The organism is Bacillus sp. NSP9.1 (assembly GCF_000465465.2).
Taxonomy (GTDB): Bacteria; Bacillota; Bacilli; order Bacillales; family Bacillaceae; genus Bacillus; species Bacillus sonorensis_A.
This window is the reverse complement of the sequence record NZ_CP048273.1, coordinates 1,040,088-1,060,834: the sequence shown is the minus strand read 5'-3', so window position 1 is coordinate 1,060,834 and position 20,747 is coordinate 1,040,088. Positions and strand designations below refer to the sequence as shown.

Genomic DNA, 20,747 nt, shown 5'->3' with positions numbered 1-20,747 from the left:
ATAAATAAGGTTGACAAACTCTTTCATCATCTTTTACGATAGGAGGAGAATGAAGGAGGAAGAACAACATGACAAAACAAAAGCTTCGTGCCAGTGACATGGCGCTTGCTGGAATGTTTGCCGCTCTGATGGGAATCGGCGCCAACATCACTTCGTTTGCTCCCTTCCTGCAAATCGGCGGAATTCCGCTGACGATGCAGCCGTTTTTCTGCCTGCTGGCGGGCCTTCTGCTCGGCCGCAGACTGGGGGCGTTATCCATGATTGTTTATGCGTTGGTTGGCTTTATCGGCGCGCCTGTTTTCGCCTCGTTTTCCGGGGGAATATCCGCTCTTTTCAAGGGCAGCGGCGGTTTTATTTTATCCTACATCCCCGCGGCATATGCCGCAGGCTGGATCACAGACAGAAAATCCGAGCCGAAAGCAGCCGATTTTTTCACCGCTTCAGTCATCGGTACATTGATCATCTACCTGATCGGCGTCAACTATATGTATTTCGCTTTTAAAACTTGGCTGAACACACCGATCACCTATTCTTACGCCTGGGTCATGATGACCTGGTTTTTCATCAAGGATCTGGCCTTCTCCGTTCTGTTGGCCGCCCTCGCCTCAAAAGTTTACAAAGCGGTTCAGAAAGCCGCCGGCTTCAAAAGAAATCCCACTTTTTAAAAAAAGAGAACCTTTGCGGGTTCTCTTTTCATTTTAACAAATATCCAAAATTAAAGGACGATAGCCGCGATCCAGCCAAACAGGATCAGCGGGATGTTATAAAAGATGAACGTCGGCACACAAGTATCCCAAATGTGATGGTGCTGTCCATCGGCATTTAAGCCTGATGTCGGTCCTAACGTACTGTCGCTCGCAGGCGAGCCGGCATCTCCCAAAGCTGCCGCCGTTCCGATAATGGCGATCGTCGCCAGCGGGCTGAAGCCGAGCTGTGAGCAGAGCGGGACGAATATCGTGGCAATGATCGGGATCGTCGCAAATGATGAGCCGATTCCCATTGTAATCAACAGCCCGACGATCAGCATCAATAGCGCGCCGACAACCTGGTTATTGCTGATCAAACCGGTGGATGCTTCAACAAGGGATTTGACATGGCCCGTTTTCTCAAGCACATTGGCAAAACCTGCAGCGGCAAGCATGACAAAGCCGATAAACGCCATCATGTTCATCCCGTTTGTGATCAATTCGTCGGCTTCGCCTCGTTTCATGGCGCCGCTTAAGAATAAGACCGCCAATCCGCTGAGCGCGCCGAAGATCATCCCGTCAACATCAAGGCTTTGTGACAAATACAGCTGCACGCTTAATGAAACGGCGATGGCCAGCACTGCGATAGAGAGGCTTTTTTTCGTATAAGCCGCAGGTTTTTGACCGGCGATTTCCTTCATTTCATATGTGCGCGGTTTCCGGTATACGAAAGCGGCGATTGCTAGCCCCACAACCATTCCACCAACCGGAATGATCATCGCCAGCGGAATATCCGAAAGAGAAACGGAGAGTCCCGCGTCTTTCATATTATCTTTCAAAATCCCCTGGAAAATCTGGCCGAAACCGACCGGAAGCAAAATATACGGAGCCGTTAATCCGAAAGTCATCGCACACGCAATGATCCGGCGGTCAACTTGAAGCTCATTTAAAATTTTGAGCAGCGGCGGGATTAACACCGGGATAAATGCGATATGAACGGGAACGACATTTTGCGACATACAGGAAATGATTAAAATCACAAGAACGATCAACACTTTTGACAGTGTTTTGCGCCGCGTGTCCCCTTCTTTGCCGATCAGCTTTACAGCCGCTTCAACCATGGCATCCGGGAGGCCCGTTTTCGTCAAAGCGACCGCGAATGCGCCGAGAAGCGCATAGCTGACGGCTACCGTCGCATTTCCTCCAAGCCCTTCGGTAAAGACGCTGACCGTCTGACCGAGGCCGAGCCCGCCAGTCAGACCGCCGGCAAGGGCGCCCGCAATCAAGGCAATGACAACATTGACCCGCAGCAGGCTTAATATCAGCATAACAATAACTGCAATCACAACTGCATTCATATTTAAACCTCCGAAAAAACACTTTAGTTTGCTAATGTAGTAGATAATTAAAGTAATGAACGTATATTACCACATCTTTTGCGATTGCGTCAATGAAGCTTTGAAAATGTGAAAATTAACCAATAAAAAAATCCCCTGGTGAAGGGGATTCTAAAAGATCATACATCTCCTGTAAACCGCTCAACAAACGTGACAAGCGTTCTCACCATCACACCTGTCCCGCCTTTTGGCCCGAAGCATGTATGCTGATTTGTCGTTGCCGTTCCGGCTATATCAAGATGCACCCATGGCGTCTGCTCTGCGAATTCACCGAGAAAAGTCCCGGCCATTATGGCGTGGCCTTCTCTGCCGGGCGAATTGTTTAAGTCGGCCATTTGGCTGTTTTTCACTCTCTTTTTGTCCTTTTCTGTTATCGGAAGCTGCCAGATCGCTTCTCCCGCTTCATCAGCAGCTTCCCGCACCCGGTCATAAAGCGGCGCGTGATTCGTCATGGCCCCCGTTGTTTCCGTGCCGAGAGCGACGATGACGCCGCCTGTCAGTGTCGCGACATCGATCAATACGTTTGCTCCATGGTGTTTCGCATAAGTCAGACCGTCGGCCAGGGCAAGCCGTCCTTCAGCATCCGTATTCAAAATTTCAATCGTCTTGCCGCTTAAGGAAACGATGACATCGTCGGGCTTCATGGCGCTTCCGGAAATCATATTGTCCGTGGACGGGATGACAGCGAGAACATTTTGCTCGGGACGAAGTTCGCCGATCGCTTCCATCGCCCCTAAAACGCTTGCGGCTCCTCCCATATCCGATTTCATCCCGACAATGCCGTCCTTCGTTTTAAGAGAATAGCCACCTGTATCAAACGTGATTCCCTTGCCGACCAAACCGATCACATCATCCCATGTTTCTTTTCCTTGATATTTAAGCACGATCATTTTCGGCGGTTCTTCAGACCCTTGGTTGACCGCCAAGAGCCCGCCCATGCCGAGTTCTTCCATTTCCTCTTTCTCAAGGATTTCGCATTCGAATTCGTATTTAGCCGCCAGTTCAGCCGCATAGGAAGCGAGATCGGCCGCGGTCAGCATATTGCCCGGCATATTGACGAGCGTTCTGGCTGAATTCGTGGCATGTCCATACACTTGGCCGACATGAAGGCTTGCCTGAACCTCCTTCAGGTCATGATCAGTTAATACGAAAACGTTTTGCAGGTGGTGCTCGGGTTCGTTCGGTCTGTGCTTGTAATCCTGCACCTCATATGTTGAGAGCATGCAGGACTCCGCCAGTGCATGGGCGGCATCGTTTGCATCGATTTGATCAGATACAAAGCTGTCTAGCAAAACGGTTATGTCCTGCTTTTTGTCTTTGTGAATCATTTGAACCGCTTCTGCAAAGCACCGCTTTGCATCCTCGAACGAGAAGTCCGCTTCCCGGCCCAATCCGACGACATACAGCCGTTTAACTCCCGTAAGCGAGGGGGTAAATATTTTAGAAACTTGCGCTTTTTTGGAGGATACATCACCGTCTTTTAACAGCTGCAAAAGCTGGCCGTTCAACAGGCGGTCGATTTCTTCCGCTTTTCCGTACAGGCGGCTTTTTTTAAACAATCCGATCAGCAGCGTTTCTTTTTTTTCAAAGTCTTTAAAGGCATAAAACATCTGTCCACAGCTCCTTACCAGCAGAGTGAGTAAAATTGAAGCAACAATGTTATAATAGGAAAAACATTTTTTCCTTATGAGGTTTCATATGATATATTTTAGCAAATAACCGCATACTTTTCTGAATTCATCTCTATTTTCTTTTAGAAAGGATGTTCTGAAAATGGAAATCCTCAATAACTTTCCTTTACTGGCGAGCTTCGCTGCCATCTTTTTTGCTCAGTTCATCAAAGTGCCCATTTATTTTGTCGTCTCAAAAAAATGGGATTGGCGGCTGTTGACCAGCACGGGGGGGATGCCGAGCTCTCATTCAGCGGCCGTTACGGCCCTGTCAACGGGTGTGGCTCTTGACCATGGGATGGATTCGTCTTTATTTGCCGTCTCTTCGATATTTGCGGTCATTACGATGTTTGATGCGACCGGAGTCAGAAGGCACGCCGGAGAACAGGCGACGGTCATCAACCGGCTCGTCCGCGACTTCAACCGCTTTGTCAGTGAGGCAAAGGATTTTCCAAAAGTGCATCAGGAGGAAAAGCAAAAAAAGTTAAAAGAGCTGTTGGGCCATCAGCCGATCGAGGTCTTTTTCGGAGGATTGACCGGCATCGCTTTAACGCTGATTCTGCACTATTTATTCATGTAAAATAAAAAACGTTTAAGCCCGTTTTTCGGACTTAAACGTTTTTTTGCTTATTCTTTCGCCATTTTATATTTTTGCCTGAATACCTGCATCGATTTGTTTTCATTCAGCTTCATGAGATCCTCTTCGGTCACGGAGCCGTCCCCTTTTTTAATGACATAGACATCAAGGGTTTTCTTTCCCCATTCATTATAGACATCTTCAACCGTTTCATAATACAGGTCCAGCCTGTTCCCTTTAATCGCCGATCCCGTATCAGCGACCACGCCGTAGCCGTAGTCGGGAATGAACAAAATCGTTCCGATCGGAAACACGTTCGGGTCCGCTGCAACGGTCGAATATAAATCTCTTTTCACTTTGACTCCTGAATATGTAAGCCCGTACTCAGGATCGTGAGGCTGTTTTCCAGTCGATTCAACCCCTGCGGTATAGCCTGTTGCCGTGACTTTTTGTTTCGGATATTTACTCCAGTCAAATGCGTCTTCAAGTTTTTTCGGTTTGTTTTTAATTTGCTTGGCGGCAGACAAAGACGTCTTTTCCGCCCTTTCTTTCGGAAGTGATTTAAAGGTTAGCCCCAATTGTTTAAGGGACAGGTCCCGTTCTTTTGCCCAGTTTGATAAATCCTCTGCTTCGACGCCTGATACGGCAAAGAAAGTCGTCATGAAAGCCAGGACGAACAATATCGTCATCAAAAAGCGCCTGCACATTGTTATCACTTTTCTCAAATCTTCCCACTCCTCTCACCATCTAGTTGTTTCCAAGAGTGGGCGGAAATATTCAGATGGCGAGATAATTTCAAGAAAGTTGGGAAAATTCACACCAAAAAACCCTCTTCAGCAAAAAGAAGAAGGTTAAAACATTTGGTATCCTCTTTTTCGCAAAGCTTTGATCGTGACTCCTGACAAAAGGGCCCCGGCCATCCCGCTTGCTAAAATAATAATGTCCGCCGCAGCCAATGAAGCCACCCTGTCAAAAAGTCCGGAAAACGCCTCTCCGGGCGTCTCCACATAGCGAATTAATTTTTCCTTATTGACAATGAAAAGGCATACAATCGGATAAATGACAGCCATGATCCACGACATCCTGAGCAGCATGTTCAGCAAAAAACCGATTCCGAAAAACAAGACGAAAAACAAGACAACTGATATGATGACAACTGGTAAACTGATCAAAGCCTTCCACCCCCAAGTAACCTCTTTTAGTGTACATTGGAGAAGGAGCTTGAGTCAATCATTGGAAAGTCTTGATTCAGCGGTCTTTTCCGGTCCCCTGGCAGTGGCTGCACGTTTCCGAACCGCCGAGCAGAAGCTGAAAATAACCTTTGCCTGAACAAAATGTGCAGGTTTCTGAGCGCTGCTTAGTTGAAGAAGTCTTCATCACACACACACCTTTTTTCTTAATTTTCAGATAATAATATCATGAAGATTGTCAATGAGAAAGTCAGAAAATATAACGGAATATTTCATGTAAGCGCTTAAAAACAAGACTTTCTTCCGTTTTCTTTCATTTTTGAAGTTTTTGATCGGAAATAAAAAGCCCGCAGCACATGCTGCAAGCTTCTTAGAAAAATTTAAATTTCCCTTTCTTCAGGACGAGCCCCGGTCCTCCGATCATGAAGAGCGAACGGTTGTCGATCATCTTCTTCATAAAGGAAGCACTTGTACCGGTCATTTTTTTGCCGAAAGCGATGCCGATTGCATCGTGTTCGCCAAGCGAAGCGACAGATCCTTTATTATCGAACGTGAATGTTTCAGTTTCTTTGCCGTGGATCAACGCCGCAATATTTGCCGCACAAGTCTCTCCCTGCTGCATGGAAATTTGCGCTGTCGGCGGATATGGACGATCGGTTTCTTCGTTGATGACAAGCGAGCAGTCACCGATGACAAAAATCTCATCATGGCCGTCAAGCCGAAGATCCGGCTTGACTTTGACACGGCCGCGCATATTTTCAAAACCCGATTCTTCAATCACCGGATTTCCTCGGACACCGGCAGCCCACACCACCGTTCCGGCCTTAATTTCTTCGGTCTCGTCATCTTTTCCGACAATGATGCCGTCTGGTTTGCATTCTTTTACGGCTGTTCCGATTTTGAATTCGACGCCTTTTCCTTCAAGGAAATTGACCGCATAATCGACAAGTTCGGGGTCAAAACCAGGGAGGGCGGACGGTGCGGCCTCGACGCAAATCAAGCGGACCTGCTGGCGGTCAATATCGTATTCCCTGCACAATTCGGGAATGCGGTTGGCCAGCTCACCTAAAAATTCGATTCCAGTAAAACCTGCGCCTCCGACAACAATCGTCAGACGCTCAGGGCGCTTTTCGGCTTCTGTGTTGTATGTCGCAAACTGGTATTCAATATGCTCCCGAAGCTGGCGGGAGGAATCGATGTTTGAAATCGGGAAAGCGTATTCCTTTAATCCCGAAATGCCGAATGTCTCAGGAACGGCTCCCAAGGCAACGACAAGGTAGTCGTATGCAATCTCGCCGGTTTCCAGAACGACCTTTTTTTCTTCTTTATTGATTTTCTTCACCGTGTCCTGAACAAAACGGACGCGGGATGTGTTGATGACATCTTTAATTTGATAGCGGCACCTGTCGTGATGAAGCGTGCCTGCGCTTGCCTCGTGCATCCATGTTGTTTCATAATGATAGTTGTGCTTATTGACAAGCGTAATGTCCGCTTCATTGATGCCGATTTTTTTGACAAGTCGCGTCACAGTCATTAATCCACCGTAACCTGCACCTAACACTACTACTTTTGGCTTATTCAACGGAATCACATCCACCTTTTCTATATTTTACTGCTAAGCCGGATAAAAATAGCCTTTGGGTTATTTTCGCCCTCTCTCCGGCTTTTTATGAAAAAAAGATTGTGAAACCCTTCACTTTAGATCCGTCCAAAAACGGATCGCTTTCCAACTGATTGACAAAAAAAATTCATAAAACATTTATGAAATGTTCACAACTACATCATAGCGATTCAGAATTGGTTTTTCAAGATTCGATATGCCGCCGGCGAAAAGCGGTTTTGACCGCTGAAAAACAACAGACATACTCGTATTTATTTTATGTGATATGATATAATTAAGAACAATTTTCATTTAGGGGGCATTATTTTCATGCGTGAAGACTCAAAAGTATATGATATTACGATTATCGGAGGCGGCCCGGTCGGCCTGTTCACCGCGTTTTACGGCGGAATGAGACAGGCGAGCGTCAAAATCATCGAAAGCCTGCCGCAGCTCGGAGGCCAGCTGTCCGCTTTATATCCGGAAAAATACATATATGATGTTGCCGGCTTCCCTAAAATCCGCGCCCAGGAGCTTGTCGACAACTTAAAGGAGCAAATGGCCAAATTTGAACAGACCGTTTGCCTTGAACAGGCTGTCGAAAGCGTGGAAAAGCAAGCCGACGGCATATTTAAGCTTGTCACAAACAAAGAAGTTCACTATTCGAAAACTGTCATTATTACAGCCGGTAACGGCGCGTTTCAGCCGAGAAAGCTTGAACTTGAATCCGCGGCTCAATTTGAAAACGCGAACCTTCATTACTTCATCGATGATCTGAATCAATTCGCCGGCAGACGCGTTGCAGTGCTGGGCGGAGGGGACTCAGCTGTAGACTGGGCGCTGATGCTTGAACCGATTGCAAAAGAGGTGTCGATCATTCACCGCCGCGACAAATTCCGCGCCCATGAACACAGCGTCGAAAACCTCCGAAATTCCAAAGTCAACGTGCTGACGCCGTTTGTGCCGACAGAGCTGATCGGCGAAAACAAAATAGAGCAGATCGTCATTGAGGAAGTCAAAGGAGAAAGAAAAGAAGTCATTGATGTCGATGACGTCATCGTCAACTTCGGATTTGTTTCATCCCTCGGACCGATCAAAAACTGGGGGCTCGAGATCGAGAAAAATTCGATCGTTGTCAAATCGACGATGGAGACAAATATTGAAGGATTTTATGCAGCCGGTGATATCTGCACATATGAAGGAAAAGTCAAGCTGATCGCAAGCGGATTTGGAGAAGCTCCGACCGCGGTAAACAACGCAAAAGCTTATATGGATCCCAAAGCCCGCGTTCAGCCTCTTCATTCGACGAGCATGTTTGAGAACAAATAAAACAAAAAGGAGCCTTACAGAAAAGGCTCCTTTTGTCAAAAGACATTCATATATGAAAATAGCGTTCCCAAAATCAGCACGATCGTTAAAATCGCAACCATTCCTGCTACAGTCAGGATCATCCTGTCTTTGATTTTTTGTGATTGAGGAAGCGGGCTTTCGCATCCGCACGCTTCACATACTTTTGAGCTGTATGGAATAAGCTGACCGCATGCTTTGCAGTTGATTCTTTCTTCCATGATGGGCCCCCTTTTCCCTGATGGGCTTTTGTTCCTAAAAGAACTTGTCCAGAATAGAATAACAAATAAACGAATAGAATGTCTTAGGATTCACAAAATATCCTTAAAATGAATAAAAACCTTTGTTAGGAAGTGACGGTATGTCTTACTACAACAACCGAAATCAAGAACCTTTGCCTAAGGAAGATATCAGCACTTGGGAGTGCACAGCAGAGGAATGCAACGGCTGGATGAGAAAAAACTTCACGAGCAGTGAACGTCCTTTATGCCCTCTTTGCAATCAGGAAATGGTGAGCGGAAGCCGTTATTTAACCTCAATCGCCAACAATACGAGCAACCTCCATCGTCTGTTTAATCAAAAATAGAAATACTCCCTTGCTGAAACCAAGCGAGGTGGATGCCTTTCTTTAATCAATTCTTTGATTTCCCGCATATTTATGTTTTCGCCTGACTGTCCAATCATACTTCGATTCCATCCCCCTGTATGAAAAGAAGATGTTGCTATTCATCATACAATTGGGATTGTCATGTTCATTTGCCAAAATCCAGCCGTCGGGGTGCGGCTGGGCAAAATGAGCATGAGGGATGGTTATGTTCCGCACTTCGCGTTATTAAGGCAGGGTGCTTTTAAATCACTTTCTTTTTTTATGCCAAGCTTTTCAGCAACAGGATTTCATCGCGGATTGGAATGCCGTTATCCGCCGTAAGGGGAATTTCCGGTTTGATTTTCCTTGCTTTTTCCACCGCATTCACATAGAGCTCTCTGAATACATAGCCCCGCTTTTGATAAAATTCCAGGGCGCGTATATTATCGTTGGTGGTGATCAGCTTCACCACGCTGCATTGCTTTTGTTCGGAAACGTGTTCGACTTCTTTTAAAAGAACCGAGCCAATCCCTTTATTTTCAATAGTGCTGTCCAAAGAGACGACTTCACACTCGTTTTCTTCGATGATATAAGTAATCAGACCTGCTATTTTGCCCGTTTCATCTAAAACAGCATACCCTTCCAATTCATCGCATTGAAATGTTCCATTTGAATTCACCATTTCAGGGCTGCCCCAATGGAGGCAAAAAAATTCCGTTACAGTCCCTTTTGGCAATTCGTTCACCGGGATAACCTTCACGTCTTTACCCCCTAGTCGCAATAAAAGCTTTTCATATCACAACAACGCCTTTCTCACAAAAACGATGAGAAAGGCGTTGTTTTACCCGCGTATATCAGCATTCTTCAGGCGTACCGGCGTTTACCGCCGTGCGGAATGATGAGCCGCAGCCGCATGATGCGATGGCGTTCGGGTTGTCGATCGTAAAGCCTCCGCCCATCATGGACTGTTTAAAATCGATAACCGTTCCGTTCATAATATCAAGACTTTCTTGATCAATCAGCATCGTGATCCCATGCTGGGCAAATTCATTGTCATCTTCATTTTTTTCGTGTTCAAAGCCCATGCCATAGGAAAGGCCGCTGCATCCGCCGCCTTTTACACCGATTCTTAAGAAAGCATTTTCCTCTTCATGCTCCTTCATCATATCTTTAATATGAATGGCGGCCGCTTCCGTAAGCGTGATCGTTTTTTCACTCATGACAAAGCACCTCCTTCAGCTGTCATGTGTACCTTTATTATAAATGTGAATCCCGCATTTCTCAAACAGACTGTCTTCAAATGTAATATACGCCTTCACAAACCGTTTCCGCCGGACCCGTCATCATGACGCGGCCGTCGTTTTGCCAGTTAATGATCAAATCCCCTCCGGCAAGATGGACGGTAATGTCGGTTTCTCTTTCGGAAAAGCCGTTCAGAATGGAGGCAACCGCGGCCGCACAGGCGCCTGTTCCACACGCCTGGGTAATGCCTGAGCCCCTTTCCCAAACGCGGAAATGCAGTTCCTGCGCGTTTTCCACTTCCACAAACTCTACATTGACACCTTCGGGGAATCTCTCGTCTTTTTCAATCACCGGACCCAATGTCGTAAGAGGTGCTTCTTCAATATTGTCCAAGTAAAAAACAATATGGGGATTGCCCATTGATACAGCCGTTCCTTTCATGTCATGTCCGGCGAATGTCATCTGTTCATTGACCGTTTGCGATTGCTCTTCCCCGAGCATTGGCATATCCGCTTTCAAAAGGCGAGGTTCGCCCATGTCAACTGTCGCTGAAACCACTTTCCCGTCTCTCACTTCGACTTCTGCCGTCACGAGGCCTGATAATGTTTCAATTAAGAAAGACGTTTCCTTTACCAGGTTATGCTCATACGCATATTTGGCGACACAGCGCAAACCGTTTCCGCAGTTTTTCCCTTCCGATCCATCGCTGTTGAAAATCCGCATTTTAACCGGTGCCTTATCAGAAGGGCAAATCAGAATCATGCCGTCCGAGCCGATGCCCGTGTAGACCGAAGAAACTTTGACAGCAAGATCCGGCAGAAGCTCTTCCGGAAGATTTTCTTCAAATTGATTGACATATATATAACTGTTTCCTAAACCGTGCATTTTAGTAAAACGAAAAAAATTCATCGCGGCCTCCAACTTTTTTTATTTCTTTTAGTATAAAAGCTGAACGGGATGGACACAATACGAATATCCCCCGTTTTTCATACATAAAAGCTCCCTGCGATATTGCAGGGAGCTTTTATCATTTATCCGATGAACATTCCGGCGATTGCCGCGCTTAAAAGGTTGGCCAATGTTCCGGCCGCTACGGCTTTTAAACCGAGACGGGCGATGTCAGAACGGCGGTTTGGCGCCATTCCTCCGAGCCCACCTAGCAAAATCGCAACCGAAGACAGGTTGGCAAATCCGCAAAGGGCAAAGCTGATAATTGAAGCGGTTTTCGCAGAAAGCTGCTCCATTACCGGCGCAAAATTGGAGTAAGCAACAAATTCGTTTAAGACGAGTTTTTGACCAATGAAGCTCCCGGCTTGAACGGCTTCATCCCAAGGGACACCGATGACAAATGCGAGCGGCGCGAAAATATATCCGAGTATGAATTCGAGAGACAGGCCTTTAAAGCCGAACCATCCGCCGATTCCTCCGAGAATTCCGTTTAAAACGGCGATCAAGGCAACAAACGCCAGAAGCATGGCGCCGACATTCAAAGCAAGCGACAAACCTGTTGATGCCCCTTTTGCCGCGGCGTCGAGGACATTTGCAGCATCTTCGTCTTCAGCCATTTGAATATCCTTAGATGAAGCCATCGATTTTTCCGTTTCCGGAATCAGCATTTTTGCCATAATCAATCCTGCCGGTGCAGCCATAAAGCTCGCCGCCAGCAAGTATTCAAGAGGAACTCCCAAAAGGGCGTAGCCGAATAAAACAGAGCCGGCAACTGAAGCCAGTCCGCCTGTCATAACCGCAAACAGCTCAGATTTTGTCAGTTTGGCAATAAACGGCTTAATGACCAATGGAGCTTCGGTCTGCCCGACAAAAATATTCGCCGCTGCTGAAAGTGATTCTGTTTTGCTCGTTCCAAGAAGCTTGGACAATCCTCCGCCGATAAACCGGATGATCGCCTGCATGATTTTCAGATGATAAAGAACGGCAATCAACGATGAAAAGAAGATGATAACGGGTAGAACGCTGAGAGCAAAGGCAGCGCTGTCTCCCACTTTTAATAGAGGTCCGAAAAGAAAACTGATACCTTCATTCGCATAATTCACGAGGTTTTGCACAGCTTTCGTAAACCAAAGAAACGCCTCCCGCCCGGTTTCCCATTTCAGTACGATAAAGCCAAACAGGAGCTGGATCGCCAAACCGATGGAAATCGTTCTTACATTAATTCTGCCTTTATGTTCTGAAAGCAAGAACGCAATCGCGAAAATGACAATAATTCCAAGAAGTCCCCATAATATGTTCAATGACCACACCTCTTATTATTTTTTAAACTTTTATTAAGATAACAATTAATTTTTTGCCTGTCCACAAAAATTTTTAAGAATTTTTTCTCTTTTTATGTAAACCCTTTCAAATGAGGGTTTAGGCTGATAAAAAAAACGGGATCATTCGCATGACCCCGCTTATATCATTTCATTTTCCTCAATGAACTCATATATATTTTCGACCAATTCAGCCGGATTATTCCCTGAAACCATTTCACCGTTCACAAGAGCAAACATTGTCTGCATACATTGACCGCAGTAACTCAGGCAGCCGTATTCAACGACGTCCAAATTCGGATCTTTTTCCAAAATTTCCTTTGCCTCCTGGGAACCTTGGGCAAGATTGCTGACGCAAAATTCAACAATTGGAAACACGTTCTCTCACCTCTCATTATCTTTTTTATCGTACCCTAATCTCCTTTGAATAGTCAAAGTATTCATTTGCTTGATAAAGCTTTTGTAACATATTAATACTTTAAAGAGTTTTACTAATTGTGCCAAAGCGGTGTTTGTGTAGGTTATTTTTCCGAGAAATATTGTGATTTTACATCAAATTAGATATAATTCTAGAGGGTATTTTCATAGTTTTTTATTTTTGCAATAGATCAGTTTCTGAATCTGAGGGGAAAAGGGGAATTAGCAATGAGAAATTTAGTCCTGCTCGGCGGCGGCTACGGAAATATGCGCGTCATCCATCGATTATTGCCAAATCAGCTGCCTGATGATGTGATGATCACTTTAATTGACAGAAACCCTTACCATTGTTTAAAAACCGAATATTACGCACTTGCTGCCGGAACGATTTCTGATCATCATATCAGAGTATCCTTCCCGGATCACCCTAAATTAAAGCTGGAATACGGCGATATTTCCGGTCTTGACCTTGAGCAAAAAAAGGTTTTGTTTCATGACAGAGAGCCGATTTCTTATGATGATGCAGTCATCGGACTCGGCTGTGAAGATAAATATCACAATGTGCCTGGTGCTCCTGAACACACATACAGCATCCAGACGATCGATCAATCGCGCCACACTTATCAGGCGCTCAACAACTTAAACGCGGAAGCAACCGTTGCGATCGTCGGTGCGGGACTGAGCGGTGTAGAACTTGCGAGCGAATTGAGAGAGAGCAGAAAAGACTTGAACATTATTCTTTTCGACCGCGGTGAATTCATTTTGTCAAGCTTCCCTGAGCGGCTGAGCAAATATGTTCAAAGCTGGTTTGAAGAGCACGGCGTCAAGATTATTAACTGTGCGAATATTACGAAAGTGGAGCAAGGTATCGTCTATAACCATGACGATCCGATTCAAGCGGATGCGATCGTTTGGACAGCGGGCATCCAGCCGAATCAAGTCGTCCGCGAGCTTGATGTGGAAAAGGACGCGCAAGGCCGCGTCGTCTTAACACCGCACCACAATCTGCCTGTCGACGAACACGTCTATGTCGTTGGAGATTGTGCAAGCCTTCCTCACGCACCAAGTGCACAGCTTGCCGAAGCACAGGCGGAGCAGATCGTTCAGGTTCTGGAATGGCGCTGGAAAGGCGAGCCTCTCCCGGAAGAGATGCCAAAATTCAAACTGAAAGGCGTACTCGGCTCACTCGGCAAGAAAGCCGGCTTCGGACTGGTCGCTGACAGGCCGCTGATCGGCCGAGTACCGCGCCTGTTGAAATCGGGACTGCTTTGGATGTATAAGCATCATAATGGATAGGGTTTCGAGAGCCGTCGTGCGCTTCTCCTGCGAACCCTTGATATATCAAGGGCTTTCCGATTTGAGTTTTCGCTGAGAAAAATGTTGTACTTTCTGGCATCACATGACAGAAATATGTATTTTCAGACCGGAACAAGTTCATCTGTCAGGATGGGCTTGTTTTATTAATATCATAAAAAAACACTCTCGGTATCCTGAGAGTGTTTTTGTAAAATAATTTTGGCTCTCCACTTCCCTATAAAGGGGGGTGCTGCTTATACGGTCCGTTTAGTTCTTGCCTTGTTGTCCTATATAATAGACTTTATCCACAAAAATGATTCATAATGGATATCAAGCTTCTACATGATATCGTAATTTTGGCAGAATCAAAGTTTAGTCAGACAAAGTGACCTGTTCTATCTTCTCAACCATCCGCCATTGTTTTAAAAAGTCCATCATTTCCTCGTATGCAATCTGTGAAGAATCGCTGTTGTAATTGACTGAATAAGGGTCGCTAAATCCATGCGCCCCTTTCAGCTTGAACGCTTTAACAGATTTTGCTTCCAGGACTGCAATAATTTCGTCGACGTCAAAAGACTTCTCTTTTTCCGGAAAGAAAAGCATCGCGGGGCATGCAGGTGATATGTCCAAGTAATCTCTAATACGGGAGCCGTAATATCCGACAACCCCGCTGACGTGTTTCTCTTCGCTGCACAGCCAGGCTAAAGTCGCTCCCACGCTGAACCCGACCAGTATGATCTTTTGATATTGATCTTTCAAATGACATATCAACACTTTGATTTTGCGGGCAGCACCCGCAAAACCGACGTTCTCCATAAAATGAAGATAGGCGGCTTTCTCCTCCATATAATCGAATGGTTTTTCCTGATTTAATAAATTCGGACAGATGACATCAAACCCGCGGTGGGAAAGCGAGCGGCAAACATCTTCCATATGCCGGTTGATCCCGTATATTTCATGTAATACGATCATCGCCTGCTCTGAATTCTTCTGAATATGTATCATCCTCTGACTCCTTCATTTCTATGTGAGCTGGCTTCATAAGCTCCAAAAAAAGAAGGCGCCGATCATGGCGCCATTATAAAATGGATGGCAGTGTGCGGACGAGTCTGGGGGAGACTTGTCCGATCGAGCTTGTCAGCTTAATGCAGAAGATTTGTCTGCAAGCGATGTTCCGGGATAGCTGTCAAGGAAGATCGCTCTTCCCGCCATCAGCTTTGCGGACGCTTGATCAAGAAAAATGGCACGTCCCGCCAACTCGGCGTTGTTGCTTGCCTGAGACGCAAAACTCAAAACGACAAGGCCGGCGAAAACGGCCGTTGAAACAACGGCAATGATCTTTTTCACTTTATCTCCTCCGTTCTTTTAAGAATTTGGTCTCTTGCATGATGAGACTCTTCAAAATATCCGGCAGCATTGTCTGCATCACCATTTTTTTTATAGAAAAGCGCAGCGTCCAGTGTTAATTCCGCTATATCCGTCCAAAGATTGATTGTTTTGAGGTATTCTAAAGCTTTTTCGACGATCAGTGGATTTTGTTCATCATACAGAGCATGTATAAGTTTAAATTTCGACAAATATTCCCTTTCTCCTGCTTTTTTCGCGCGGGAAAATCCTTTTTCAAACCATTCGCGCGCTTCATGAAAGCGGCCCGCTTTGTACAGGACGTGGGTCAATTCAAACATTGAATGAATGCCGTAAACCGATTCCTCATGCTCTTTTAAACAGAGCGCTTCTATGAAATGCTTTTCCGCCAGGGTGAGGAGATCGCGGTTAAAATAGCTTAACCCCAAGTTGTGATGCGCCATTCCGATGAGGACATGGTGCTTGATCAGTTCAGCATCTTTAAGCGCCTGCTTATAATGTTGTTCAGCTTCGTCAAAGCGAAATAAATCGAGTTTGTTCGCACCTATGAGCATTTCATTGCTGATCGCTTTTTGGATGTAATCATCATGCATTTTGAAGGTTTTTAAAGCTGTTTTCGCATGGTTCAAGGAGAAGAAATTTTGTTTGATTTGATAGTAGGCGATGGCCAGTTTGTAATGGAATTCGGCGTTTTCGATTTGATCGGGGATTTTTCTAAGCTTGTCCTCAGCCATTTTGTAGTAATTGATGGCATTTGTGTAGTCCTTCTTATGAAACTCGTACATGCCGGCAAAAAAGAAAAAATAATATTCAATCATGTCATCGGTGCTTTGCATATCGGCTTTTTGATACTGGATGTCCTCAAAAAGCCTGTTGGAAGCGGCAAATTCTTCCGTTACCAATTTATGGCGGTAGTCGAGCAGATTAAAATAGAGCAGCAAATCCTGATTTTCTTCCATATATGGCAGCAGATGTTCAATCTCATGTTTTATGGAGACCGCTTGGGATATTTCGTGGCGCTTAATCATGACATACCATTGATTCAGCATTTTCGCGACTTCTTCGTATGCGATTTTTGTCTTCAACCGATTATCATTCCTTCCCTTCGATTTTTTCCTTTTTATGGGTTGCTTTTCATTTTACAGAATCACTCATTTTTTGACAATGTATTTTTCTAAATATTAGCATAATTTCCTAAAATCCTTTTATTTCACCTCCATTTTGACAAAAGCGTCTGTGAGTTGAATTTTATCCGCGAAAAATCTATAATTATATATGTAAATATAAACATGTTTGAGTTTACAATAAAGGAGAGATTTTAATGAATGAAGATGTAAAAGATTTTGTTGGAAGTCATATGATTTATACTTATGAAAACGGCTGGGAATATGAGATCTATATCAAAAATGATCATACCATCGACTACCGTATTCACAGCGGAATGGTGGGGGGCCGCTGGGTCCGCGATCAGGAAACAAATATCGTCAAACTGACTGACGGCGTCTATAAAGTATCCTGGACCGAGCCGACAGGCACTGATGTTTCATTAAACTTTATGCCGGAGGAAAAGCGGATGCACGGCATCATCTTCTTCCCAAAATGGGTGCACGAACGTCCTGACATCACGGTTTGCTTTCAAAATGACCATATTGACTTAATGGAGGAATCACGCGAAAAATATGAGACATATCCAAAATATGTCGTACCTGAATTTGCCGACATTACGTTTATGGAGAACGCCGGCATCGATAATGAAGAGCTTATTTCAAAAGCGCCCTACCCCGGAATGACGGATGACATCCGTGCAGGAAAACGGGTGTGAACAGAGGATAGACAAGAGGCTGGGGCCGCTCAGCCTCTTTGTTAATGATATAAGGATTGGACCTTTGATAAATCATGCAGCAAAGCTTGAATGTCGTCTCGGGAAAGAGGGACAAGCATTTGATCATACAGTGTGATGATCTGTCCGTCTTCTTCATGCTCATGCTGCTTTAAATACTGCTGCAAAGCCTGCAATTGATTTGCATTCAAATTTGTTTGCGTTTGAAACTGCTTGATTTTTCTTAATGAAAACATGTTCGTTTCACCGTCAAATACACCGGACACGATTTGCCCTTCTACGTTTGCCATACAACACACTCCCGAACTTTTATCCATCAGCCTTAGTTAGTCTGTCCTGTTTTCCAAAAGAACAATCATGCAAAAATAAAACAGCAGGGGGTAAAATCCCATGCTGTTTATATTTTTGCAGGCTCATATCCTTGCTTTTCCATCTCTTTACAGACGTCCTTCAGCTTTGGATTTCCCTCGCCGACCACTTGATCGCCGACAAGGACGAGCGGATAAAAATATTCATCATTGAGTATCTTTTTTGAAATTTCCTGTTTTTCAGGATCATTTTTCGGCGGGCGGTGGATATCGATGTAGGTAATCGAGAAAGGCTGGCCGGGATATTTTCGTTTCAGGGCTGCTTCGAGCCATTCATATGTTTCTTTTGATGAGGGCAGATTGACACAGCTTGGACAGAGAACTTCCGCACCATAGACAAAAAGCTCAGCAGGTTTTTTCATCTAAGCAGACTCCTTTCTGTTTACTTTTATTTTAGTCTATTTTTTTCCCGTGCTCCATATCAGAAATGAAAATCGTTTTTTGTCTTTAACGGTAAATATGATATAATATGTGGGAAAACGATGAAACCAAACAATAGCTTTTTATTGTTCGACTGAATATAATGGTTGTATGATTTGAAAGGAGCGATATGAATGACGACAGAAGTCGAAATGAAAGAACAGGTACAGGAAGTCCTGGACAAACTTCGTCCATTTTTGCTGCGCGACGGCGGAGACTGTGAGCTTGTCGACGTGGAAGACGGCATCGTGAAACTTCGCCTGCTCGGCGCTTGCGGAAGCTGCCCAAGTTCAACCATCACCCTGAAAGCGGGAATTGAACGCGCCCTTTTGGAAGAAGTACCGGGCGTTCTTGAAGTAGAACAAGTATTTTAATGACCCGAAAGGCTGCCGCAACGGCAGCCTTTTTTGTTTATAAATAATCTTCAAACCATTCCGCTATATATTGCAGCCGCTTGATCCGCTGTTTTGGATGCCCGTTCCTTGATAAATTGTGGGATGCGTTCGGAAACCTGACGAACTTCACTTCTTTGTCCATTTTCTTCAGCGCGGTAAACAGCTGTTCAGCTTGTTCAATCGGACATCTGTCATCCCGTTCGCCATGCAGGATCAACAGCGGGGTCTTGACGCGTTCCGCATATTTCAAAGGAGAACGGTCCCACAGCATATCCGGGTTTTCAAAGAGATCTGCACCGAGCTGCCATTCTGTGAAAAAGTAGCCGATGTCACTCACACCGTAAAAACTGATCCAGTTGGATATCGACCGCTGCGTCACCGCAGCCTTAAAGCGGTCCGTATGGCCGACGGCCCAGTTCGTCATAAAGCCGCCGTAGCTTCCTCCCGTGATGCCGAGCCTTTCCCGATCGATGAAGTCATTTTCTGCAACGGCATAGTCTACAGCTGCCATGACATCCTCATAGTCTCCTCCTCCGTAATCGCCCCGCACTTGATTGACGAATTCCTGCCCGTATCCATGGCTTCCTCTCGGATTGACATAGACGACGGCATTGCCTTTGGCAGCCAGCACTTGAAATTCGTGAAAATAAGTATTGGCATACATGGCGTGAGGGCCGCCGTGCACTTCCAAAATAAGCGGATACGTCTTTCCTTCCTCATATTGTGCCGGTTTCATCAGCCATCCGTGCACCGTCAAACCGTCCTTTGTTTCAAATTGCAGCTCTTCGGGTTCTGAGATGATATGTTCCTCTATAAAAGCCAGGTTGGCATCTGTAAGCCGCTCTGCTTTGTCTTCCCCCAGAGGGACATCATAAAGCTCGCTCGGCCAATCAGGCAAAGCGATGGCAGCGGCAAAGCCCGCTTCATCCGGATGGAGGCTGAACCCGTTCAGATGTTCCTTTTCAAATCGGACCGGATATGCAAGGCCTTCTGTTGATATGTAATATATGCCTGTTGAGCCCTGGTCGGTTCCAATCACATAAAAGCCGTTTCCGTCCTTTGTCCAGGCCGGTTTCGGGAGGACGCCTCCGACAAGGCTGTCCCCGACAACCGCGTCTTGAAGATGGACGTCAAGCATTTCTGTCAGGCAAGTCACTTGATCTTTTTCCATATCGTACAGCCAAGCTTTATCAAAGGTAGCATTTTTAAATTCCTGTTCATTTCCTAAAAACGCAAGATACTGACCATCAGGTGAAAAAGACAGTGACGAGAACACCCCGTTTTGTCCTGTGAGCCGCTTTGTCTCTCCTGTCGAAAGCGTCATGAGGTAGACATCGTTTACACGGGCGTCGGCTTTCCCTGTCACATTGGCGGAAAAAGCGATCCTATTCCCGCAGGGCGAAAACGTGTGGCTAAAGTGCTCTCTCTCCTCATCCGTGACCTGTTGAACATCCCCCGTTTCCAGCTCAACGAGGATCAGCTGGGTGTATTTCCCCCTCTTAAAGCCTTGTCCGTCCGCTTTATATACTAAAGAATCGACTTCTAAAGGTTCGTGATCATCAATTTTTGTTTTTTCTTTATCTGTTACACTTTCGTCTTTAGTCAGTTTCACTGAACAAAGCAAGGATTTACCGTCTGGCGACCATTCGGGCTCTGTGATGTCGTATGGAATATCGGTCACCTTTTTTGCCTCTCCTCCGGCTGTATGAATGATGTAGACCTGTGCCGTTTCATCCCTATTTGATGTAAAGGCGAGCATACTGCCGTCTGGCGACCAGCGGGGATGCTGATTTCTGCCCTTTCCAAACGTCCATTGCGCCGTTTTCCGCTTTTCAACATCATAAACCATGATCTGTGCGTCATAGGAATCCTGCTCTTCGTTCACAGATGTTTGCACATAAGCGATTTTCCTGCCGTCAGGTGAATACTGCGGGTCTGTGATAGACGCCAGCTTGATGAGGTCTGCTTCAGTTATGAGCTGCTTCAACGTTGATTCTCCTCCTTCATGTTGAATTCTATATTCTATTTCGACTTCCTAAATAAAAATCCTTGTTTTGTGCGAGAAACAAAAAAGAGCCGTTAAA

At 45.5% G+C, this 20,747-nt stretch carries 24 protein-coding genes and 1 pseudogene; 7 read left to right on the top strand and 18 right to left on the bottom strand.

Annotated features, from left to right (window positions below; genetic code table 11):
• Positions 1-68 precede the first annotated feature (68 nt).
• On the top strand, positions 69-665 hold the full coding sequence (locus M654_RS05210; protein WP_026588606.1) for a biotin transporter BioY: 597 nt from the start codon (positions 69-71) through the stop codon (positions 663-665).
• Between the two features lie 50 nt (positions 666-715).
• Here the strand turns inward: M654_RS05210 and M654_RS05205 are convergent, their stop codons facing one another.
• Positions 716-2,044 (bottom strand): Na+/H+ antiporter family protein, encoded by a 1,329-nt coding sequence (locus M654_RS05205; protein WP_026588607.1) that lies wholly within the window; start codon positions 2,042-2,044, stop codon positions 716-718.
• A 158-nt stretch (positions 2,045-2,202) separates the two neighbouring features.
• Positions 2,203-3,693 (bottom strand): leucyl aminopeptidase, encoded by a 1,491-nt coding sequence (locus tag M654_RS05200; RefSeq protein WP_026588608.1) that lies wholly within the window; start codon positions 3,691-3,693, stop codon positions 2,203-2,205.
• A gap of 163 nt (positions 3,694-3,856) precedes the next feature.
• Between M654_RS05200 and M654_RS05195 the strand changes: the two genes are divergently transcribed.
• Positions 3,857-4,333: a divergent PAP2 family protein gene (locus tag M654_RS05195; protein ID WP_026588609.1), complete on the top strand. Its 477-nt coding sequence runs from the start codon at positions 3,857-3,859 to the stop codon at positions 4,331-4,333.
• 47 nt (positions 4,334-4,380) lie between these two features.
• Here the strand turns inward: M654_RS05195 and M654_RS05190 are convergent, their stop codons facing one another.
• From M654_RS05190 to M654_RS05175, 4 genes are all read right to left on the bottom strand, one after another.
• Positions 4,381-5,046 carry a 3D domain-containing protein gene (locus M654_RS05190; protein ID WP_026588610.1) on the bottom strand — a complete coding sequence of 222 codons (666 nt, stop codon included), beginning with the start codon at positions 5,044-5,046 and terminating at the stop codon, positions 4,381-4,383.
• A 135-nt stretch (positions 5,047-5,181) separates the two neighbouring features.
• Positions 5,182-5,502: a YuiB family protein gene (locus M654_RS05185; RefSeq protein WP_026588611.1), complete on the bottom strand. Its 321-nt coding sequence runs from the start codon at positions 5,500-5,502 to the stop codon at positions 5,182-5,184.
• Positions 5,503-5,578: 76 nt separating this feature from the next.
• A complete protein-coding gene (locus M654_RS05180) occupies positions 5,579-5,707 on the bottom strand; it encodes a YuiA family protein (protein ID WP_035428456.1) in 129 nt (42 codons plus the stop codon).
• 183 nt (positions 5,708-5,890) lie between these two features.
• A complete protein-coding gene (locus M654_RS05175; protein WP_026588612.1) occupies positions 5,891-7,108 on the bottom strand; it encodes an NAD(P)/FAD-dependent oxidoreductase in 1,218 nt (405 codons plus the stop codon).
• A gap of 342 nt (positions 7,109-7,450) precedes the next feature.
• Here M654_RS05175 and yumC point away from each other — a divergent pair, with 342 nt between their 5' ends.
• Positions 7,451-8,449, top strand: a complete 999-nt coding sequence (gene yumC, locus M654_RS05170) for a ferredoxin--NADP reductase 2 (RefSeq protein WP_026588613.1) — start codon at positions 7,451-7,453, stop codon at positions 8,447-8,449.
• A 35-nt stretch (positions 8,450-8,484) separates the two neighbouring features.
• Here yumC and M654_RS05165 read toward each other — a convergent pair whose 3' ends face one another.
• On the bottom strand, positions 8,485-8,688 hold the full coding sequence (locus tag M654_RS05165) for a DUF2116 family Zn-ribbon domain-containing protein (RefSeq protein WP_026588614.1): 204 nt from the start codon (positions 8,686-8,688) through the stop codon (positions 8,485-8,487).
• Positions 8,689-8,828: 140 nt separating this feature from the next.
• On the opposite strand from M654_RS05165, the gene M654_RS05160 reads away from it, so the two are divergent.
• On the top strand, positions 8,829-9,053 hold the full coding sequence (locus tag M654_RS05160) for a cold-shock protein (protein WP_026588615.1): 225 nt from the start codon (positions 8,829-8,831) through the stop codon (positions 9,051-9,053).
• 280 nt (positions 9,054-9,333) lie between these two features.
• Here the strand turns inward: M654_RS05160 and M654_RS05155 are convergent, their stop codons facing one another.
• The 5 genes from M654_RS05155 to M654_RS05135 all read right to left on the bottom strand — a co-directional run bounded on the left by M654_RS05155 (position 9,334) and on the right by M654_RS05135 (position 12,940).
• A complete protein-coding gene (locus M654_RS05155; protein ID WP_026588616.1) occupies positions 9,334-9,813 on the bottom strand; it encodes a GNAT family N-acetyltransferase in 480 nt (159 codons plus the stop codon).
• 94 nt (positions 9,814-9,907) lie between these two features.
• Positions 9,908-10,273, bottom strand: coding sequence for a HesB/IscA family protein (locus tag M654_RS05150; RefSeq protein WP_026588617.1), 366 nt, complete (start codon positions 10,271-10,273; stop codon positions 9,908-9,910).
• Between the two features lie 76 nt (positions 10,274-10,349).
• Positions 10,350-11,204: a diaminopimelate epimerase gene (dapF, locus tag M654_RS05145; RefSeq protein ID WP_026588618.1), complete on the bottom strand. Its 855-nt coding sequence runs from the start codon at positions 11,202-11,204 to the stop codon at positions 10,350-10,352.
• 122 nt (positions 11,205-11,326) lie between these two features.
• Positions 11,327-12,544, bottom strand: coding sequence for a NupC/NupG family nucleoside CNT transporter (locus M654_RS05140; RefSeq protein WP_026588619.1), 1,218 nt, complete (start codon positions 12,542-12,544; stop codon positions 11,327-11,329).
• A gap of 159 nt (positions 12,545-12,703) precedes the next feature.
• Positions 12,704-12,940 carry a YuzB family protein gene (locus M654_RS05135; protein WP_026588620.1) on the bottom strand — a complete coding sequence of 79 codons (237 nt, stop codon included), beginning with the start codon at positions 12,938-12,940 and terminating at the stop codon, positions 12,704-12,706.
• A gap of 267 nt (positions 12,941-13,207) precedes the next feature.
• Between M654_RS05135 and M654_RS05130 the strand changes: the two genes are divergently transcribed.
• On the top strand, positions 13,208-14,275 hold the full coding sequence (locus tag M654_RS05130) for an NAD(P)/FAD-dependent oxidoreductase (protein ID WP_026588621.1): 1,068 nt from the start codon (positions 13,208-13,210) through the stop codon (positions 14,273-14,275).
• A 372-nt stretch (positions 14,276-14,647) separates the two neighbouring features.
• On the opposite strand, the gene M654_RS05125 is transcribed toward M654_RS05130, so the two are convergent.
• The 3 genes from M654_RS05125 to M654_RS05115 form a co-directional block, all read right to left on the bottom strand.
• Positions 14,648-15,280, bottom strand: a complete 633-nt coding sequence (locus tag M654_RS05125; RefSeq protein ID WP_026588622.1) for a dienelactone hydrolase family protein — start codon at positions 15,278-15,280, stop codon at positions 14,648-14,650.
• Positions 15,281-15,412: 132 nt separating this feature from the next.
• Positions 15,413-15,622: a hypothetical protein gene (locus tag M654_RS05120; protein WP_026588623.1), complete on the bottom strand. Its 210-nt coding sequence runs from the start codon at positions 15,620-15,622 to the stop codon at positions 15,413-15,415.
• Positions 15,619-16,725, bottom strand: a complete 1,107-nt coding sequence (locus M654_RS05115; protein WP_026588624.1) for a Rap family tetratricopeptide repeat protein — start codon at positions 16,723-16,725, stop codon at positions 15,619-15,621. The genes M654_RS05120 and M654_RS05115 overlap by 4 nt, the downstream gene beginning before the upstream one ends.
• Before the next feature lie 236 nt (positions 16,726-16,961).
• Between M654_RS05115 and M654_RS05110 the strand changes: the two genes are divergently transcribed.
• The gene (locus M654_RS05110) at positions 16,962-17,462 is read left to right on the top strand and encodes a phenolic acid decarboxylase (RefSeq protein WP_026588625.1); all 501 of its coding nucleotides are present in this window, start codon (positions 16,962-16,964) and stop codon (positions 17,460-17,462) included.
• Positions 17,463-17,503: 41 nt separating this feature from the next.
• Here the strand turns inward: M654_RS05110 and M654_RS05105 are convergent, their stop codons facing one another.
• Both M654_RS05105 and M654_RS05100 read right to left on the bottom strand, forming a co-directional pair.
• A complete protein-coding gene (locus M654_RS05105) occupies positions 17,504-17,770 on the bottom strand; it encodes a hypothetical protein (RefSeq protein WP_026588626.1) in 267 nt (88 codons plus the stop codon).
• Between the two features lie 107 nt (positions 17,771-17,877).
• Positions 17,878-18,210: a YuzD family protein gene (locus tag M654_RS05100; protein WP_026588627.1), complete on the bottom strand. Its 333-nt coding sequence runs from the start codon at positions 18,208-18,210 to the stop codon at positions 17,878-17,880.
• Positions 18,211-18,343: 133 nt separating this feature from the next.
• On the opposite strand from M654_RS05100, the pseudogene M654_RS05095 reads away from it, so the two are divergent.
• Positions 18,344-18,642: pseudogene (locus tag M654_RS05095) on the top strand (NifU family protein).
• Positions 18,643-18,679: 37 nt separating this feature from the next.
• Here the strand turns inward: M654_RS05095 and M654_RS05090 are convergent.
• A complete protein-coding gene (locus M654_RS05090) occupies positions 18,680-20,650 on the bottom strand; it encodes a S9 family peptidase (RefSeq protein WP_026588629.1) in 1,971 nt (656 codons plus the stop codon).
• Between the last annotated feature and the right edge of the window lie 97 nt (positions 20,651-20,747).

What these genes read in the sequence shown, in the direction of transcription:
- M654_RS05195 (WP_026588609.1), top strand. Translation starts at nt 3,857, where the DNA reads ATGGAAATCCTCAATAACTTTCCTTTACTGGCGAGCTTCGCTGCCATC.
- M654_RS05125 (WP_026588622.1), bottom strand. Translation starts at nt 15,280, where the DNA reads ATGATACATATTCAGAAGAATTCAGAGCAGGCGATGATCGTATTACAT.
- M654_RS05165 (WP_026588614.1), bottom strand. Translation starts at nt 8,688, where the DNA reads ATGGAAGAAAGAATCAACTGCAAAGCATGCGGTCAGCTTATTCCATAC.
- M654_RS05110 (WP_026588625.1), top strand. Translation starts at nt 16,962, where the DNA reads ATGAATGAAGATGTAAAAGATTTTGTTGGAAGTCATATGATTTATACT.
- M654_RS05100 (WP_026588627.1), bottom strand. Translation starts at nt 18,210, where the DNA reads ATGAAAAAACCTGCTGAGCTTTTTGTCTATGGTGCGGAAGTTCTCTGT.
- M654_RS05210 (WP_026588606.1), top strand. Translation starts at nt 69, where the DNA reads ATGACAAAACAAAAGCTTCGTGCCAGTGACATGGCGCTTGCTGGAATG.
- M654_RS05180 (WP_035428456.1), bottom strand. Translation starts at nt 5,707, where the DNA reads ATGAAGACTTCTTCAACTAAGCAGCGCTCAGAAACCTGCACATTTTGT.
- M654_RS05150 (WP_026588617.1), bottom strand. Translation starts at nt 10,273, where the DNA reads ATGAGTGAAAAAACGATCACGCTTACGGAAGCGGCCGCCATTCATATT.
- M654_RS05200 (WP_026588608.1), bottom strand. Translation starts at nt 3,693, where the DNA reads ATGTTTTATGCCTTTAAAGACTTTGAAAAAAAAGAAACGCTGCTGATC.
- M654_RS05130 (WP_026588621.1), top strand. Translation starts at nt 13,208, where the DNA reads ATGAGAAATTTAGTCCTGCTCGGCGGCGGCTACGGAAATATGCGCGTC.
- M654_RS05160 (WP_026588615.1), top strand. Translation starts at nt 8,829, where the DNA reads ATGTCTTACTACAACAACCGAAATCAAGAACCTTTGCCTAAGGAAGAT.
- M654_RS05205 (WP_026588607.1), bottom strand. Translation starts at nt 2,044, where the DNA reads ATGAATGCAGTTGTGATTGCAGTTATTGTTATGCTGATATTAAGCCTG.
- yumC (WP_026588613.1), top strand. Translation starts at nt 7,451, where the DNA reads ATGCGTGAAGACTCAAAAGTATATGATATTACGATTATCGGAGGCGGC.
- dapF (WP_026588618.1), bottom strand. Translation starts at nt 11,204, where the DNA reads ATGAATTTTTTTCGTTTTACTAAAATGCACGGTTTAGGAAACAGTTAT.
- M654_RS05105 (WP_026588626.1), bottom strand. Translation starts at nt 17,770, where the DNA reads ATGGCAAACGTAGAAGGGCAAATCGTGTCCGGTGTATTTGACGGTGAA.